18 protein-coding genes and 3 riboswitches are annotated in these 17053 nt (G+C 40.3%); of the genes, 13 read left to right on the top strand and 5 right to left on the bottom strand.

Translation table 11 applies throughout. The features are described 5' to 3' along the window. Positions 1-210: 210 nt before the first annotated feature. The 4 genes from C6W18_RS11395 to C6W18_RS11380 all read left to right on the top strand — a co-directional run bounded on the left by C6W18_RS11395 (position 211) and on the right by C6W18_RS11380 (position 4049). A complete protein-coding gene (locus C6W18_RS11395; protein WP_105927619.1) occupies positions 211-825 on the top strand; it encodes a DedA family protein in 615 nt (204 codons plus the stop codon). A 77-nt stretch (positions 826-902) separates the two neighbouring features. Beyond that, positions 903-1074: riboswitch (yybP-ykoY riboswitch) on the top strand. Between the two features lie 31 nt (positions 1075-1105). Continuing rightward, complete coding sequence (locus C6W18_RS11390; RefSeq protein ID WP_105927618.1) at positions 1106-1897, top strand: TerC family protein; 792 nt, start codon at positions 1106-1108, stop codon at positions 1895-1897. Positions 1898-2112: 215 nt separating this feature from the next. Further along, positions 2113-2868: an RNA polymerase sigma factor SigI gene (gene sigI / locus C6W18_RS11385; RefSeq protein WP_039178045.1), complete on the top strand. Its 756-nt coding sequence runs from the start codon at positions 2113-2115 to the stop codon at positions 2866-2868. Beyond that, positions 2865-4049, top strand: coding sequence for an anti-sigma factor domain-containing protein (locus C6W18_RS11380; protein WP_105927617.1), 1185 nt, complete (start codon positions 2865-2867; stop codon positions 4047-4049). Before sigI ends, C6W18_RS11380 begins: the two co-directional genes overlap by 4 nt. 38 nt (positions 4050-4087) lie before the next feature. Here C6W18_RS11380 and C6W18_RS11375 read toward each other — a convergent pair whose 3' ends face one another. Together C6W18_RS11375 and C6W18_RS11370 are read right to left on the bottom strand one after the other, a co-directional pair. Beyond that, the gene (locus C6W18_RS11375; protein WP_003211343.1) at positions 4088-4282 is read right to left on the bottom strand and encodes an alpha/beta-type small acid-soluble spore protein; all 195 of its coding nucleotides are present in this window, start codon (positions 4280-4282) and stop codon (positions 4088-4090) included. 123 nt (positions 4283-4405) lie between these two features. Continuing rightward, positions 4406-5122: a DUF1836 domain-containing protein gene (locus C6W18_RS11370; RefSeq protein ID WP_105927616.1), complete on the bottom strand. Its 717-nt coding sequence runs from the start codon at positions 5120-5122 to the stop codon at positions 4406-4408. A gap of 280 nt (positions 5123-5402) precedes the next feature. Between C6W18_RS11370 and htpX the strand changes: the two genes are divergently transcribed. From htpX to C6W18_RS11350, 5 genes are all read left to right on the top strand, one after another. Further along, entirely contained in the window at positions 5403-6302 is a 900-nt protein-coding gene (gene htpX, locus C6W18_RS11365) for a protease HtpX (protein WP_034322141.1), read from the top strand. A gap of 144 nt (positions 6303-6446) precedes the next feature. After that, the gene (locus tag C6W18_RS11360; protein WP_105927615.1) at positions 6447-7793 is read left to right on the top strand and encodes a TrkH family potassium uptake protein; all 1347 of its coding nucleotides are present in this window, start codon (positions 6447-6449) and stop codon (positions 7791-7793) included. Between the two features lie 97 nt (positions 7794-7890). Then, on the top strand, positions 7891-8409 hold the full coding sequence (locus tag C6W18_RS11355; protein WP_105927614.1) for a DUF421 domain-containing protein: 519 nt from the start codon (positions 7891-7893) through the stop codon (positions 8407-8409). A gap of 6 nt (positions 8410-8415) precedes the next feature. Continuing rightward, positions 8416-8580: a hypothetical protein gene (locus C6W18_RS20070; RefSeq protein ID WP_167331434.1), complete on the top strand. Its 165-nt coding sequence runs from the start codon at positions 8416-8418 to the stop codon at positions 8578-8580. Beyond that, entirely contained in the window at positions 8573-8755 is a 183-nt protein-coding gene (locus tag C6W18_RS11350) for a hypothetical protein (RefSeq protein ID WP_105927613.1), read from the top strand. Before C6W18_RS20070 ends, C6W18_RS11350 begins: the two co-directional genes overlap by 8 nt. 27 nt (positions 8756-8782) lie before the next feature. On the opposite strand, the gene C6W18_RS11345 is transcribed toward C6W18_RS11350, so the two are convergent. Next, entirely contained in the window at positions 8783-9802 is a 1020-nt protein-coding gene (locus C6W18_RS11345) for an acyltransferase family protein (RefSeq protein WP_105927612.1), read from the bottom strand. A gap of 294 nt (positions 9803-10096) precedes the next feature. Between C6W18_RS11345 and C6W18_RS11340 the strand changes: the two genes are divergently transcribed. From C6W18_RS11340 to C6W18_RS20455, 3 genes are all read left to right on the top strand, one after another. Then, a complete protein-coding gene (locus tag C6W18_RS11340) occupies positions 10097-12307 on the top strand; it encodes a PAS domain-containing sensor histidine kinase (RefSeq protein ID WP_105927611.1) in 2211 nt (736 codons plus the stop codon). 1 nt (position 12308) lies between these two features. Next, positions 12309-12800: a methylated-DNA--[protein]-cysteine S-methyltransferase gene (locus C6W18_RS11335; protein WP_105927610.1), complete on the top strand. Its 492-nt coding sequence runs from the start codon at positions 12309-12311 to the stop codon at positions 12798-12800. Between the two features lie 89 nt (positions 12801-12889). Further along, positions 12890-13024 carry a hypothetical protein gene (locus tag C6W18_RS20455; protein WP_262982640.1) on the top strand — a complete coding sequence of 45 codons (135 nt, stop codon included), beginning with the start codon at positions 12890-12892 and terminating at the stop codon, positions 13022-13024. A 24-nt stretch (positions 13025-13048) separates the two neighbouring features. Here C6W18_RS20455 and mtnA read toward each other — a convergent pair whose 3' ends face one another. Further along, entirely contained in the window at positions 13049-14110 is a 1062-nt protein-coding gene (gene mtnA / locus C6W18_RS11330; protein ID WP_105927609.1) for an S-methyl-5-thioribose-1-phosphate isomerase, read from the bottom strand. A gap of 6 nt (positions 14111-14116) precedes the next feature. Then, positions 14117-15310 carry an S-methyl-5-thioribose kinase gene (gene mtnK, locus C6W18_RS11325; protein ID WP_105927608.1) on the bottom strand — a complete coding sequence of 398 codons (1194 nt, stop codon included), beginning with the start codon at positions 15308-15310 and terminating at the stop codon, positions 14117-14119. Between the two features lie 80 nt (positions 15311-15390). After that, positions 15391-15548, bottom strand: a riboswitch (SAM riboswitch). 162 nt (positions 15549-15710) lie between these two features. On the opposite strand from mtnK, the gene C6W18_RS11320 reads away from it, so the two are divergent. Continuing rightward, on the top strand, positions 15711-16892 hold the full coding sequence (locus C6W18_RS11320) for a pyridoxal phosphate-dependent aminotransferase (RefSeq protein ID WP_105927607.1): 1182 nt from the start codon (positions 15711-15713) through the stop codon (positions 16890-16892). A gap of 52 nt (positions 16893-16944) precedes the next feature. After that, positions 16945-17046: riboswitch (SAM riboswitch) on the top strand. Positions 17047-17053: the final 7 nt, after the last annotated feature.

Genomic DNA, 17053 nt, shown 5'->3' with positions numbered 1-17053 from the left:
CTTAATATATCGGATCGATTGGCTTCTGTGTTCACTTTTCCTTCACTTAAAAAGGACAATCAGCATTTTTTTTGTTCATTTTTTATAGTAAAATCAACTTTTAATGAAAAAACGATGAAAAGTGAATCGTTTCTTCGGTTTTATTCGTTTAATAAGTGGCACGGCTTTAAAAGCGATATGGTCTGTCAAACTGATTATGTGTGAAAGGGATTGATAAACATCGAAGATTTTATTATTTCTTTAGCTGATGCCTTTAAGAATTTGTCGTATTTTGGCATCTTCCTCGCATTATGCATTGAATTTGTTCCTGCTGAAGTGGTTTTGCCTCTCGCGGGTTACTGGGTCTCAGAAGGGGACATGGCTTTCATCGGTGTCGTGGCTGCAGGGTCGTTTGGCGGCGTGGCTGGTCCTTTGACCTTGTACTGGTTAGGACGTTACGGCGGCAGACCCTTTTTAAATAAATATGGGAAGTACTTTTTTGTAAAACCTGAGTCGCTTGATAAATCGGATGCTTTCTTTGAAAAGCATGGCGGTTTTGTCGCGTTTAGCGGCCGGTTTATTCCAGGAGTGAGAACCCTTATTTCCATTCCATGTGGTATTGCAAAGATGAATGTGTGGGTATTTTGCTTGTATACGTTTTTGGCCATTACACCGATTACGTTTGTGTATGTGTATCTAGGGTTTATGCTTGGGGAGAACTGGAAAGAGGTTGGCACCATTTTAGAGCCATATCTTTTACCGATTGGGATCGGTGTTGTGTTATTGTTCGTTCTTTACATATGGCTAAAGCGAAGAAAGAGAAAAACAGAAACGCCAACTGCTTAATCACGGGATTGGGATGAACGTAATCTGTTGACAATTCAGTATCTATTGATTAAGATATAAGTAATCTAAATATTCTTAATCCCACCAAAGGGGAGTAGCGTCCGGTTTTTACCGGAAACAAAGTCGTCATTACATGGACATATGTTCCATCGGCTTTGTTGGCATGATTCTACATATCACATGTCTAGCAAGACCTTTGCCAATACAGGCAAAGGTCTTTTTTGCATTCATAAGCCTTTGTCTGTTGTGGGACAATAGATAAAAACAAGGAGGAATGATGATGGATGCAGCAATTATTTTAGAATACGGGTGGGTTCTTCTCGTATTGATTGGATTAGAAGGGATTTTAGCAGCTGATAATGCGCTAGTCATGGCCGTGATGGTCAAACACCTTCCTGAAAAGCAAAGAAAAAAGGCATTGTTTTACGGACTTGCGGGTGCGTTTGTCATGCGATTTGGTTCTTTATTTCTTATTTCATTTTTAGTGGACGTGTGGCAAGTTCAAGCAATTGGCGCAATTTATCTTCTTTATATTTCCATTCACCATATTTTGAAATCTCATGTATTTAAGAAAAAGGAATCAGAAACGAACATGAAGCAAAGCGGCTTCTGGGCAACAGTCGTGAAAGTAGAGCTTGCCGATATTGCTTTTGCAGTAGACTCTATTTTAGCAGCCGTCGCTTTAGCGGTGACACTTCCAACAACAAGTCTTCCGCAAATCGGTGGACTTGATGGCGGTCAATTTATCGTGATTCTTTTAGGCGGTATCATCGGTCTGATCATCATGCGATTTGCAGCAACTGTCTTTGTGAAACTGCTCAAAACAAGACCGAGCCTAGAAACAGCAGCATTTGTCATTGTCGGATGGGTTGGCGTGAAGCTTACACTTTATACACTTTCACATCCCGCCATTGGAGTCGTGTCCTCTCATTTCATTCATTCAACATTATGGAAAGTCATTTTCTGGACGGTGCTTCTCGCGATTGCAGCATTTGGCTGGTTTTTATCAAGTCCATCAAGAAAGGGTGGGCAAGAAAGCAAGGAAAAACAAGAGGTGCGCCTAGAAGAGTAGGTTTTTTGAAAGAAATATCATTTCATTTTCATAACACGTATATTACAAAAAAGGGGGAGATACCCCCTTATTTCTTTGCTTTTAGACGAAACGTTGTAAAGGAGATCATGAAATACGTGTCATAATTGAGTAACAGGAAATGAATTCCTCATTTCTTCCTTTGCGCTTCCCTCATAAATTAGCTATCATAAATGAGTAATATAGGGAGAACTGAGGTGAAACCATTGCTTAGCCTTTTGTTTAAAAAAGGAAAGAAAAAGCAAACATTAGAGCAGTCGGCTATCAGTATCCAACAAGGTGATAGTGAGCTGCAAAATGCATTAATAGAGCAATACAAACCATTTGTCGCTAAGACGGTTTCATCCGTTTGTAAACGATATATAGATGAAAAAGACGATGAATTCAGCATAGGCTTAATTGCCTTTAATGAAGCGATAGAAAAATACTCTGCCGAAAAAGGAAACTCACTCCTTGCTTTTGCGGAATTAATTATTAAAAGAAAAGTGATCGACTATATTCGAAAAGAAGCAAGAAATGCGCCAACGGTTCAAATGGACCTTCAAGAAAGTGAGAATGGCGAATACTCTCAAAGTATGATTGAAGCAGAGCTATCTGCAAATGAATATAGGCGTTTAATTGAACAAGAACACAGAAGAGAAGAGATTGAACATTTTAAAGAACGGTTAAAAGTATACGGCCTCACGTTTCAAGAGTTGCTTGAGCATTCACCCAAGCATGCAGATGCCAGGCAAAATGCAATTAAAGTGGCCCATACACTCGTTGAACACGATGAGCTAAGAACGATTTTATTTCAGAAAAAACAATTGCCAGTTAAACAGCTGGAAAAGCTAGTGGAAGTCAGCCGCAAAACGATTGAGAGAAATAGAAAATATATCATTGCGATGGCGATCATTATGACGGGTGATTATGTGTATTTGAAAGATTACCTTAAAGGGGTGCTTAATTCATGAGAAGAGGCATTATAGTAGAGAAAAACAAAAAATATGTCACGCTGCTGACCCCTGATGGACAATTTCTGCGGACAAAGTACGAACAGCAAGACTATGAAATCGGTCAAGAAGTGACATTTCCGAATGAATCACGTCTCGAAAGAAAAAGAGCCGGTTTTTTTGACCTGCTCCGTTTACGTCCGTTAAATGCAGGAATTCTATCAATCGCAGCTATTATTGTCGTGATTTTCACTATGATGCCATCTTTCTCAAGTCAAAAAGCATATGCGTATATGACGATTGACATTAACCCGAGCTTTGAGCTAAAGCTGGATCACAATTATCAAGTGATCGGCGTCACACCACTGAATAAAGATGCGAAACAAGTACTCGCCAGTATGAAAGATTTAGAAAAAAATGATATGACCAAAGTGGTGCAGGAAATCATAGACGATTGTGATAAAAAGGGATACGTGAACCACTCTAAAAGCATTTATATTTCTACCGTTTATGAAAACAAGCAGGATCATACATATAAAACAAATGTAAAAAGCAAAATTAACACCATCTCTGGTGAATATCAAAAGCGCGATTACAAGCTAGAAACTGTGGAGGGTGACCTAGAAACAAGAGAGAAAGCACAAAAGGCAGGCATCTCAACAGGAACATATATTAGAAATCAAGAAATGCAAGACAAAGAACAAGAAGACATCAAAAAGGATGAAGATGCAGCAGATGGTGAAGCTGTCAAAGAAGAAGAGCCTAAGAAAGATGATGAAGATCAAGCAGGCAAAGACGAACAAGAAGAAGTAAAGACAGACGATAGCGAAGACGTGCAGCCTGATCAAGAGGCTCCTGAAGGCGAAGATAAAGAGCAGAAGGAAGTAGAGAGGGAAGAGCAAGGGTCTGTTCAAAAGCCTCACCAGACAAAACCTGATGATGAAAACAAAAACAAACAGATAAAAGAGGAAAAGGATCGCTCTTTCGATAAAGAGCAAAAAAAAAATCACTCAACTGACCCTAATGAAAAAAAGAATTCGAACAACACATCACGTGGTCATGCTGAAAAGCACGCAAAAAAAAACGACAGGGATCAGAAACGAACGTCCAGTGAACGAAAAAGAGAACATGCTAAGCAAAAAGGAAAAGATGCGCAGGCCTTTTATCGCGAGAAACGGCATGAGCACACATATGAACAATAAAAAACGCCAGAATTGCTCCGGCGTATTTCACCATGTCATTATTTAGATTGATTGCCCATTTGTGATTGAGCCTGTTGAACGAGTCTTTTTGTGATTTCGCCGCCAACAGAGCCGTTTGCACGTGCGACTGTATCTGAACCGAGAGTCACGCCAAATTCTTGAGCGATCTCGTATTTAAATTGATCTAATGCTTGTTCTACTCCAGGAACAAGAAGTTGATTTCGGTTTGCCATGATCATATTCCTCCTTTCACCTCATGTTTGTTGCGCCTTCTTATTTTGAAAAAAACTGCCTGCAATTATGCTGGCAATTGCTGCACAAAAAAACCGAGGTGATGAGGTCACCTCGGCTCTTATTTAATCCTTTTTAAGCTTCAACGTATTAAACATCATTTCTTGTGCTGTGCTTTGCAAATGAGAAGTGAAAACAGAGAAGACCGTAGAACTGATAATGCCTTTAATCAAATTCCATTGATTCTTCGTCAATTCTGTAAACTCTTCATGGAGCTTGTCTGTCTGCTCCTCGGTCATTTCTCGTAAATTCGTTTCCTTTAACGGAAAATGTGTATGGTGATAAATAAAATCAAGGACGTGCGCATATGCTTCATAAAAACGGATTGGGCTAATAATATCATCCGTTCGATCTGTGATCGTGTTAAATAAGGCAGATAAGATCATGCGAATGGCATCAAAGTCAAAAACGGATTTTAAATCCCTGACAATTAATAAAATAACGACCTGATCAATGGAGTACTTTTTGCCAAGCTCCGGATGGCCAATCATATCTTTAATATCACGTTTGATCCAGTTTTGAATCGCCGTCGATTTAAGGGAAGTTAGCTCACACAAGTTGCCAAGCTCAACAATTTCATTTGTTGACAGTCCGTGCTCTGCTTTTTGCTTTCGTCGTTCGAGCTTTTCAAAAAACGATGGGATTTTTAATTCATCATATTCATGATCTTTGTCGCTTTTTACAGATAGATTCAAAAGCTGAAGCGGAGTCAGATCTCCCTCTCCTTTTAGAGAATACAGAAGTCTCGTCATGTCAATTCTCGTTAATTTAAAAGTAACCATGTTCCACCTCATTTTGTACGTCAAAAACGTGATTATTGATCTAATTCAACATCATAATCTCTTTTCGATGAAAATGCAAAACAAACTAAAAACTGGGACGGCGCGTCACAATTTGTTCACTTCTGTTCTGTAGCAAAAGTCATAAATATTGAAGTGACGGGGCTTAAGCCGTTATGATAAACATAGAAAACGATTCCTTTTTCCTTGCAATTTGAGACGTTTATTTTTATAATTTTATTAATAAGTTCATTTGAACTTAATATGACAGCGGAGGTTATGTATGGGTAAAAGAATATTTCTGTTTATATTAACGAACATTCTTGTTATCACTACGATTGGAATTGTACTTTCGATTATTAGTGCAACAACTGGTGTTGGTTCTTATATAGGAGCAGACGGAAGTCTTAATATCATGTATCTTCTTGTCTTCAGTGCAGTTGTTGGTTTTGTTGGCTCGTTTATGTCATTAGCAATGTCTCGCTGGATGGCAAAAATGATGATGGGTGTGCGCGTGTTAAACCCTGAAAAGGATACATTAACATACGATGAGCAGCAGCTTGTTGACCGTGTTCACAGATTATCTAGAGCAGCAGGTCTTTCTAAAATGCCTGAGGTTGGTATTTATCAATCATCGGAAGTAAATGCTTTTGCGACAGGTCCTTCTAAGAGAAGATCACTTGTTGCTGTATCGACTGGTTTGCTGCATGAAATGGATGATGCAGCGGTTGAAGGTGTTATTGCTCACGAAGTCGCTCACGTTGCGAACGGTGACATGGTGACAATGACATTGCTACAAGGGATCGTCAACACGTTCGTTGTTTTCCTTTCAAGAATTGCGGCATGGATCGCAAGTCGTTTCGTTTCACGTGAAGAGCTTGTGCCGATTGTCCACTTTATCGCTGTGATTGTCTTCCAAATCATTTTCTCTATCCTAGGAAGCCTTGTCGTGTTTGCATATTCTAGACATCGTGAATTCCACGCAGACCGCGGCGGTGCTGACCTTGCAGGAAAAGACAAAATGATTCATGCACTTCGTTCTCTTGAGGCGTATACGTCAAGAATCAAAGATGATGATCAAACAGCAGTCGCGACACTGAAAATCAGTGGTAAAAGAAAAGCTTCTCTTTTCTCGACTCACCCTGATTTAAACGAAAGAATCAGAAGACTAGAAGCAAAATAAGAAAGATCAAAAAGACATTCTGTTACAGGATGTCTTTTTCTTTTTGATGAAAAAGAAAATAAAGCATAAAATACCTTTAAAAACATGTCTCTTTTCATTAAAATGATAAAGTATTCGAAAAGAAAGATAAAAGAAGGAATGACAATGAATCCAATTAAAAAGTTAATTGACCGGCTGTCAGCGTTCCAGCTGATTGCCCTTTATTATTTTCTCGCTGTCACAGTGTCGTTCATTCTCCTCAGCCTCCCAGTGGCTCACCAAGAGGGAGTGAAATGGACATTTATTGATGCCTTATTTACAGCTGTGAGTGCTGTCAGTGTTACAGGCCTAACCGTTGTCGATACCTCGCAAACATTTAGTGTGGCAGGTATGTGGATTCTTGCGTTTGTTCTGCAAATCGGAGGCATCGGCATTATGACCCTCGGTACCTTCGTATGGATCGTCATGCGAAAAAGGATTGGAATTAAAGAAAGAAAACTCATCATGGCAGACCAAAACCAAAGCAATTTATCAGGAATTGTGAAACTAATGAAGCAGGTTTTATATTTAATTTTGCTGATTGAGTTTGTCGGCGGTTTGATTTTAAGTATGTATTTTCTCAAATATTACGACGTGCAAGAGGCTTTCTTACATGGCTTTTTCTCAAGTATTAGTGCGACAACCAATGGTGGCTTTGATATTACAGGGAATTCGTTGATCCCATACAAAGGTGACTATTTTGTCCAATTTATTACGATGCTGCTCATCATTTTTGGAGCCATTGGCTTTCCGGTGTTGGTTGAAGTAAAGGACTATTTATTTAATCAAGACCGAAAGCATGCATCGTTTTCGTTGTTTACAAAAATCACAACGATCACGTTTGGCGGGCTCGTTGTCGTTGGAGCGATTGGAATATATGCACTTGAAGCCCGTTTTACCTTTCTAGGGAAGAGCTGGCATGAGATCGTGTTTTATTCTTTGTTCCAATCAACCGCAACGCGAAGCGGTGGTCTGACGACATTAGATATTACCCAATTGACGGAACCGACACTTTTATTTCTATGTATGCTCATGTTTATCGGGGCTTCTCCAAGCTCGGTGGGGGGCGGAATTCGGACAACCACGTTTGCCCTTAATTTACTCGCACTGTTTCATTTTGCGCGAGGAAATAAGTCCATCAAAATCTTCAAAAGAGAGCTTCATCAAGCGGATATTAACAAATCCCTTATGGTGACGATGATGGCCTTTATTTTGGTGTTTGGAGCTACATTCCTGTTAACCTTATCAGAGCATAATACACTTCTTGAAAATTTATTTGAAGTCTGTTCTGCCTTCGGAACAACGGGGCTATCGCTAGGGATTACCTCTGAGCTCTCTGTTTTCGGTAAGTGTATCATTATGATGGTCATGTTTATTGGACGGATCGGCATTCCAAGCTTCTTGTACTTAATTGGCCGAAGAGAAAGTGAAGCGAATTATCATTATCCGAAAGAGCGTGTCATCATCGGCTAAACAGCATTCCCAGCGAATGCTGTTTTTTTATTTCCATTATCTAACTGGCTAAATCACGCGAGATGTTCGCAATCTATAGGTAAGAGGTGAACGAGACGTGCTGGATGTAATATGGAAAGCAATTGTCATGCTGCTAGTTGGTACCTTGCTACTGAGAATAGCAGGGCCTAAATCCATTAGTCAATTAACTGTTCAACAAACAGTGATCATGATTTCAATCGGGTCGATTATTATCCAACCCTTTATTGAACATAATTTACTTGAAACCATTTATGCAGCAGCCATCTTTATTGTGGCACTTGTGGTGATGGAAAAGCTGTCGATTCAATCTGATTTCTTTGAAAAATTGGTTTCAGGGAAATCGGTGGTGATTTTACAGGATGGCCAAATGCTTGATGACAAGCTGAAGAAAACCCGGCTCACAAGGGATCAATTTAAAATGCGTTTAAAGCAGCAAGGCATTACGGACATCAGCAGTCTCAAAAAAGCCACGCTAGAAGCTAATGGACAAATTGGCTATGAATTAAAACCTGAGGAAAAACCAGTAACGGTTAAGCAAATGAAAGAGCTGTTTGAACAATTAAGAGAAGAACTAAACATGCCGAAAAAGGACTGATTTTAAATGAAAAGAAAAGCAGCGAAAAATGAAGCACTGACAAATAATATGACGCCAACAGAAAGCATGGCACATGACCAAGGTCAAACACAATTTGACGAACAATCAAAAGATCGTCAGGCAAACCGAAATTCTCACCAAGGTAAACAAGGGGGAGCATCTCGTGACTAAAAAGCATGTGAAGAGCAAGGATATCAAAGACCATAAAAAACCGATGAATCCAGACATCTTAGGAGAGGAATTTGGCAGTGAGCTTGGAGATGTGAACAGCAGCAAATGGATTGATACCCTCATGAAACCAAAAAAGGATGCTGAATGTCATACTGGGCAAAAGAACAAGAAATAGAAAAAACGATCCTCGTGGGATCGTTTTTTATTTGATATAGCTGCTTTGTTTGCCAGTGATCGTTCGCATGAGACTGGTCATTTTGAGCTCAATCACTGGCTGTGCAACGGTTTTGACAAATGTACTAGATAGGGTAAAGGTTAAGAGGATGGTTAGCAGCAATAAAATCAGTACGCTTGCCGCATTTAGTGCCCAATCATCAAACCAAGTGGTTCTGAGCAGCTTGATGACAAAACCATGCAATAAATAGACATATAACGTTCTCGTGCCCCATTTTGTAAAGAAGAAACGGCGTGTTGGGACTAATGCAAAGAAGCTAAATGTAGCGCCAAAGGCAAGCAAATACCATGCCATTCGTTTCATAGCCGCAATCAGTCCTTCATCTCCAAGAGAAGAGTATGACTGTGACCCAAATAAGAAGGAATAATCGAATTCATAGAAATAGCAAAACATGAACACGCCCATCAATACAAAAAGTGCTGTTATTTTCCCTTTGCTAGTTCGGATAAATTCAAAGTGCTGCTTCTTTAAATAAAAGCCAGCCAAAAACATGGGCAAAAAGACAAACGTACGCGATAAGCTGAGCGTATTGCTAATGCTGTCCACGTAACCGACAAGTAATGCGATCGATAAACTGACGATCATCGCCCAGTGGAACGGCAGTTTGGAAAAAGGAATGAGCAGTAAATTCCAAAAGAATAAACTAATTAAAAACCATAAAGACCATTGCGGATCAATTGGATTTAAATTGGACATGCTTTGATCCTGCAAGAGATAATAGTATACAGAATAGATCACCTGAAAAATTAAATATGGGATGATCAGCTTAACGGCGACTTTTTTCATAAAACCAGGCTGTCTAAATCCTTTTGCAAAGAAGCCAGAGACCAAGATAAAGGCCGGCATATGAAATGTATAAATAAACTTGTATAAGTAGAGCAACCAATCATTATCATGGATGAATGACCGTAACAAATGACCAAAAACGACTAGAAAAATCAGAAGAAATTTCGCATTATCAAAATAACTATCTCGTGAAGATGCCATAACATCACCTTTCCCTGCTTCATTTCAAACATAAATGTTCTAAGTGCACGGTTCCCTCATTTGCCCCATTTTAAAATACATTTTGGCTCATTTCGCTATTTGATTTGAAATTGTATAACGGTTGTAAAAGAAGCGTAAGAAAAGAGATTCATTATACAATCGTGTCATCCGCATGAAATAAATTAAACAGTCTTCGTGTAAAAAGTTATCTTTTTTTATGAGTCGAATGAAGGAACAATGAAAATATTGTAGAAATATTGTAGAGGAATGAGGCTGGAAAAGGAGTGTAAGAGAATGACTGAAACGCTCGATGGCAAGCGATTAATCTCTGCGGAAAATATCAGAAAATTAGAAAAAGAGAACGAATATTTGCGAACTGAGTTGATGCAGCAAAAAATGTTGTTAAATAAGACGTTAGATGCCATTTTTATATTTGATCAGCACCTCAACATTGTCCAAGCCAACGAAGCAACATGCCGGCTTGTACAGACACCGAAAGAAGACCTCCTCAATAAATCCGTTCTAGATTTCCTATACGGCATCCCGAAAAATAAAATTGAATGCTCACTAGAGGTTTTTTTTCGAAAAGGTACATTAAAAAGAGAAATCTCCATCCAGCTTGAAAATGGCGAGACAAAATACATTGAATTTGTTGCAGAACATGACGCCGTGAATCAGCAATATATTGTGGTGATGCGAGATATTTCTTCAAAGAAAATCTTAGAACGAGAACGCTCCATGAATGAGCAGCTGTTCAAAGATTTGTTTGACCGAGCGATTGATGGTATGGTCATTTTTGATCAGGATGGCTGCATGATAGACGCCAATCATTCTTTTTGTCAGAGCTTTGAGCTTCAAAAGACAGATTTAACAGATCGCTATTTAAATGAATTTGTCGAAGAAGAAAATCTTCCAGCCTTGCAGCACCTTTTAACGTCATTAAAAGAAACAGGAAAAGCAAAAGGAGAGCTTCCCGTTACCCTACAATCTGGTCAGCACAAATTATTCGAACTGACCATTACATCAAATGTCATGAGCGGTTTTTATATGTCCATCATGCGGGATATTACAGAAAAAAGGTTAATGGAAGAGAAGCTGTTAAAAAGTGAAGAACGCTTTAGAGAAATATTCGAAAATGCGATGGATGCTATCATCATATGGGCGGACGATGGAGAGATTGTGAGAGCCAATGAATCGGCCTGCCGTATTTTTGAATTACCAATGCATCAACTGATTGGCAAGAAACTTACAGACTTTCTCGTCAAATCTGATAAGAGATATAGACCGACAAGAAGACGTTATATCAGGAATCATGAAATAAGGGAAGAACTCCTGTTCAGAATGGCAAATGGTCAATTTAAAGAGCTGGAGTTCACCTCAAAGCATGCGGTATTAGAAGGACAGCACTTAACCATTTTACGTAATGTCAGTGATAGAAAGCGAATGGAGCAGGAGCTGCGTGAAAGTGAGCTCAAATTCCGTAAAGTATTTAATGGGTCAATGGATGGCATTGTTCTTTTCGATAATCAATACCGGATTATTGATGTCAATCCTTCTGCAAGCGAACTGCTAGAACTGAAGGACGATCATTTAACTGAAATGAATCTCTTTCATATACTTGCACCATATCAAATTGAAAATTTGGCACAGCCCGCTCAGGCGATGTCATTAGATGAGATGGACAATGAAGTTCCGTTTGTGCTGAACCACCCAGATCAACGTATACTAGAGTTCTCTTTTAAACGCAATATCATTCATAACATGAATCTAGCGATCTTTAGAGATGTGACAGAGCGGAAAGAACTAGAAGAGCGGGTGAGAAAATCAGATACACTTCATGTGGTCGGAGAGCTTGCCGCTGGAATTGCTCATGAAATTAGGAATCCGATGACGGCATTAAAAGGCTTCATTCAACTGCTGAAAGGAAATATTGAAGGGGAGTATTCACTCTATTTCAATGTCATCACATCTGAGCTTAAAAGAATTGAATCCATTATTACAGAATTTTTGATTTTAGCGAAACCACAAGCCATTGTGTATGAAGAAAAAAATGTGGTGCAAATTGTAAAAGACACGATGGATCTTCTGCACGCACAGGCGAATCTTGGCAATGTTCAAATGCACCTCAATGTGATGGATGAGATTCCACTGATCTACTGTGAACAAAATCAATTAAAACAGGTCTTCATTAACATTTTAAAAAATGCGATTGAAGTGATGCCGCGGAAAGGAAATGTATACGTGAGCATTCAGCGGAAGGGGGAGGAGCATATTGTCATTTCACTGCGTGATGAAGGCTGCGGAATGACAGAGGATAAGCTAAAGCGTCTTGGTGAACCATTTTATACAACGAAAGAACGAGGTACTGGACTTGGTTTAATGGTTAGTTATAAAATTATTGAAGAGCATCAAGGAACCATTGAGGTAGAGAGTGAAGAAGGAGTAGGGACGGTTTTCCATCTCACGCTGCCACTCAGGCAACAGAAACAAGAAGGGGAGCTTTAATGTGTATTATACAGTCTATCACGCACCAATCGGGGCATTATACATACTAGAAAAAGACGGTGTCATTATCGAAGTGGTGTTTGATGATGAACCGTTTTTGGCAAAAAAACAGGCATCCGATCTAAAAAAAGAAGATACGTCTGTTTTACGAGAAGCGAAAAAACAGCTTGATGAGTATTTCAGGGGAGATCGTAAAGTATTCGATCTTCCACTCAAGCAAGCTGGCTCTCCGTTTCAAGAGCAAGTGTGGGATGCACTTTCGGCTATTCCATACGGTGAATCAAAAAGCTATGCAGACATTGCAGAAGCGATTGGCAATCCAAAGGCCGTCAGAGCCATTGGACAAGCCAACCGGCGCAATGCATTGCCTATTTTTATCCCGTGTCACCGGGTCATTGGGAAAGACCGGTCTCTCACGGGCTATGCAGGAACGAAGACAGATATGAAAGCGGTTCTGCTTGAATTAGAAGGCATCCCATTTGTTCAAAAATAAATCCGTTGACCTGTTCCAAATGTTTAGCAAACGACATATCCTTTTATTAAGCTAAAAAAGTTGGTCGAGGGAAAAAGGAGGGTGCTAGGATGTTTTGGGGCAAAAAAGATAAAGTGTATGCCGTCACATCACTATGTGTCAAAATGAACGTCTTGACAGAGGAACAGAAAAAAGAAATATTAGCTAAAACGAATGAAACAAAAAAGCGCGGTGCTCTTAAATAACGAGAACACGGCGCTTTTTTGATATTAGAGGGAGATGCTTTCAGTGAAAAGTGCATCAATCTCCTCTGTATAATTGGAAGTGATAATCCCCTTCTCTGTAATGATACCTGAAATAAGATGGTGGGGAGTGACATCAAAGGCGGGATTAAATACTTGAACATCGGGCGGTGCAATTTGTATTCCGTTTAATTCCTTTACTTCCAGCGGGTCGCGCTCTTCAATTGGAATATCTGCCCCATCAAGGGTCGATACATCAAAGGTCGAAAGCGGTGCTGCCACAAAAAACGGAATTTGAAAGTGTTTAGCCAGAATGGCAAGACCTAACGTTCCAATCTTATTCGCTGTATCTCCATTTCGAGCGATCCGATCAGCTCCAACAATAACAGCAGAAATTTGCTTTTCCTTCATCGTATGGGCTGCCATGTTATCTGTGATGAGCGTCACATCCACACCGCCCTGCATGAGCTCCCATGTCGTCAGCCTGGCGCCTTGAAGAACGGGGCGTGTTTCACAAGCATAAATATGAAGATCGAGATTTTTCTTTTTGGCTAAATAAAAAGGAGCAAGCGCTGTTCCGTAACGGCTCGTTGCGATGGAGCCTGCATTACAAATGGTCATAATACGGTCACCTGATTTAAAGAGCTGGAGGGCATTTTGACCGATTTGCCTGCATGTTTCTTCATCTTCGATTTGAATTTGAATGGCTTCATGGACAAGATCTGTTTTGGCTGCATTCACCGAAGCAGCACGCTTAATGCGCTGAAGCAGTCGGTCTAATGCCCAGGTAAGGTTCACAGCGGTTGGACGAGCACTGTTTAAGTATTCTTTTAGTCGAGCTACTTCTTGTTGAAAGACATCAATTTTTTCTGTATCAATTTCTTGGGCACTGAGCGCAAGCCCAAAAGCGGCTGTAATGCCAATAGCAGGTGCTCCGCGCACTTTTAACGTCACAATCGCATCATAGACATCTTCCTTAGTAGATAAATGCTCAAATACGGTTTCAGCCGGTAATTTTTGCTGATTCAAAATTTTAATATGGTTTTCTTCCCATTCGACGGAACGGGGAACTTCAAATTCTTTAGACAAAACCCGTCACTCCTTTACAGATTGCTGGAATAATGCGACGAGGTCAGACGCTGTTTCCACTGTATGATATTGTTTGATGAAAGTTTTTCCGAGCGTAAGTGCTGCTTTTTTCTGCTGAATTCGTTTAGTTGGTGATGGAATGGCATCAAGATCAGCGGCATGAGCAAGACCAATGGTTCGGCGAACTAGCTCACAGCCAGCAAAGCCTGTCGCTTCTTTTAAAATACGGTCAAAGGTTGTTTCTAAAAAGCTGTCCGATACACTAAACGCTTCAATGCTGTCTTCTTTCCAAGCTTTTGTGAACACTTCTTTGAATGTTGCCCATACATTGACAACATGATCAAAAAGGTGCTGCTGATCCTGCTCATTTTCACGAGATAAAGCATTCAACAGTAGATTGGCAATAAAGTGACCGATATCGAATCCAAAGGGACCGTAAAAAGCGAATTCTGGATCAATGATCTTTGTTTCAGTCTCGCTTGCAAAAATACTGCCTGTATGAAGATCTCCATGAACCAGTGTTTCAGCTGAGGTTAAGAAAATTCGCTTTAGTTCTGCTGCTTTGGCTTGCACTGCAAGATCGGTCCACAATGCTTCGGCATCTTCTCTTAATTCCTCTTCGAAGTCATTTGTTTCACTATCAAAGAAAGGGTCTGTGAAGACGAGTTTTTCTGTGATGTCACAAAGGTCAGGGTTTGTAAATTGCTTCACGAATTGTTTTTTGATTTTAGGATTTGTGGCAAAGTCAGATGTGTAAAATAGTGTTTTGCCTAAAAATTCACCGACATGAGCTGATAAATACGGGTATTGTTTTCCGGCAATTAGCCCTTTTCTGACGATTTCCAGGTGTGATAGATCCTCCATTGCTGTCACAGCAAGAGCTGTATCAGAATAATAGACTGTTGGTACGAGATGCGGTGTATATTCTGACTGCTTAATCAGTGCAGCACTTTCAATTCTTGCACGGTCTAATGTAAGCGGCCAGCTCTCCCCAACCACCTTTGCATAAGGCAGTGCCTGCTTGATGATCAAGCCATTTTCACGTTTGTGATCAAAGATATGAAAGACGTAATTTAAATTTCCGTCACCGATTTCAGTACATGTTAAATGACTACTTTCTTGGATCAAGCCAAGTCTAATTGCGAGTACAACTGCCGAGCTCTCTGTTAATTCTTCATATGATGCCGTAAGTGTAACCAATTGCTTCCCCTCCAAATCATATAAAAAAGCCTCTTTCTCCTGAGAGAAAGAGGCTTGATGGCGTGTATGCTCTAAGCCTCTCTTATCTCTCAGCACATACGTCTGATGGAATTAGCACCGTGCCCTATAAGACAATTGTCTCGGCGCTTTACTTGCTGCGCCCCACTTCACAGTGGTATTAACGGTCGGTTGCTGTTGGGGTCAAAAGGCCAAATCCCTCGCCCAACTCTCGATAAGAGAAATCAATATGTAATTGTTTTGTCTGCATGTATTTCTTAATTCAAAATATTATCAGAGCTGCTCTTCACATGTCAATCTTTTTTCAAAATTGCTTTACAATTCATAAAACAATCTATTACAGTGAGTGTATTGTCATGTAACTTGAATAGAAGGTGAAAAAATGGAATTCCAGCAATCAGATGTGTTGAAACATTTACCGAAACAGTTTTTTGCGTCGCTTGTCCAAAAAGTGCAGAAAAAAGTGCAGGAAGGGGCCGATATCATTAATTTAGGTCAGGGAAATCCTGATCAGCCAACCCCGCCGCATATTGTCAAAGCCATGCAGGAAGCGGTAGCAAAACCGGAAAATCACCAATACTCTTCATTCCGCGGGACGGCGAAACTAAAAAAGGCCGCCGCCGCCTTTTATGAAAGAGAATATGGGGTTACGCTTGATCCAATGACGGAGATCGCGATTTTATTTGGCGGGAAAGCGGGACTTGTTGAACTGCCTCAATGCCTTTTGAATCCGGGTGATACGCTGCTTGTCCCAGACCCAGGTTATCCTGATTACTGGTCTGGCGCCGTGCTTGCTGGAGCTCATATGGTTACCATGCCTCTTCTTGAACAAAATGATTTTTTACCTGACTACCATCTATTGTCAGAGGCTGATAAGAAAAAGGCAAAATTGATGTACTTAAATTACCCAAACAATCCGACTGGTGCCACTGCAAGTCGTGCATTTTTTGAAGAAACCGTGACTTTTGCGAAAGATCACAAATTGTGTGTTGTCCATGATTTCGCATATGGTGGCATTGGATTCGATGGAGAAAAGCCGGTCAGCTTCCTGCAAATAGATGGAGCGAAAGAGACGGGTATTGAAATTTACACATTGTCCAAAACATATAATATGGCCGGCTGGAGAGTTGGTTTTGCAGCAGGAAATTCTTCTGTCATTGAAGCGATCGAGCTTTATCAGGATCATCTGTTTGTGTCACTGTTTAAAGCGACTCAAGATGCAGCAGCAGAAGCTCTTTTAAGCGATCAAACGTGCGTACAGGAGCAAAATGATCGTTATGAAAAAAGACGAAATACATGGATTGCTGCATGTAAGGACATTGGCTGGGACGTAACTGCACCGAAGGGATCATTTTTTGCTTGGTTAAAGGTGCCTGAAGGGTATACATCTGAAACTTTTTCTGACTTATTATTAGAGAAAGCACATGTTGTCGTTGCGCCAGGGAATGGCTTTGGTGCTGGCGGTGAAGGCTATGTCAGAGTAGGGCTTTTAACAAGTGAGGAGCGGTTAAAAGAAGCCGCAGAACGCATCGCTGCCTTGCAGCTATTTGAAAAAAGCCATTGACAACGTAAAAAAATGGTGGGATAATTCAGGCAATATTTAAGAAAATTGAATATTCTTATCAAGAGTAGGCAGAGGGACTAGCCCAATGAAGCCCGGCAACCGACTTCCATGAAGCACGGTGCTAATTCTTGCAGCAGGCGCTGAGAGATAAGATTCGGATG

Source organism: Bacillus sp. LLTC93 (assembly GCF_002993125.1).
GTDB classification, from domain to species: Bacteria; Bacillota; Bacilli; order Bacillales; family Bacillaceae; genus Bacillus; species Bacillus zhangzhouensis.
The sequence above is the reverse complement of the archived record's forward strand: the minus strand, read 5'-3'. Positions and strand labels throughout refer to the sequence as shown.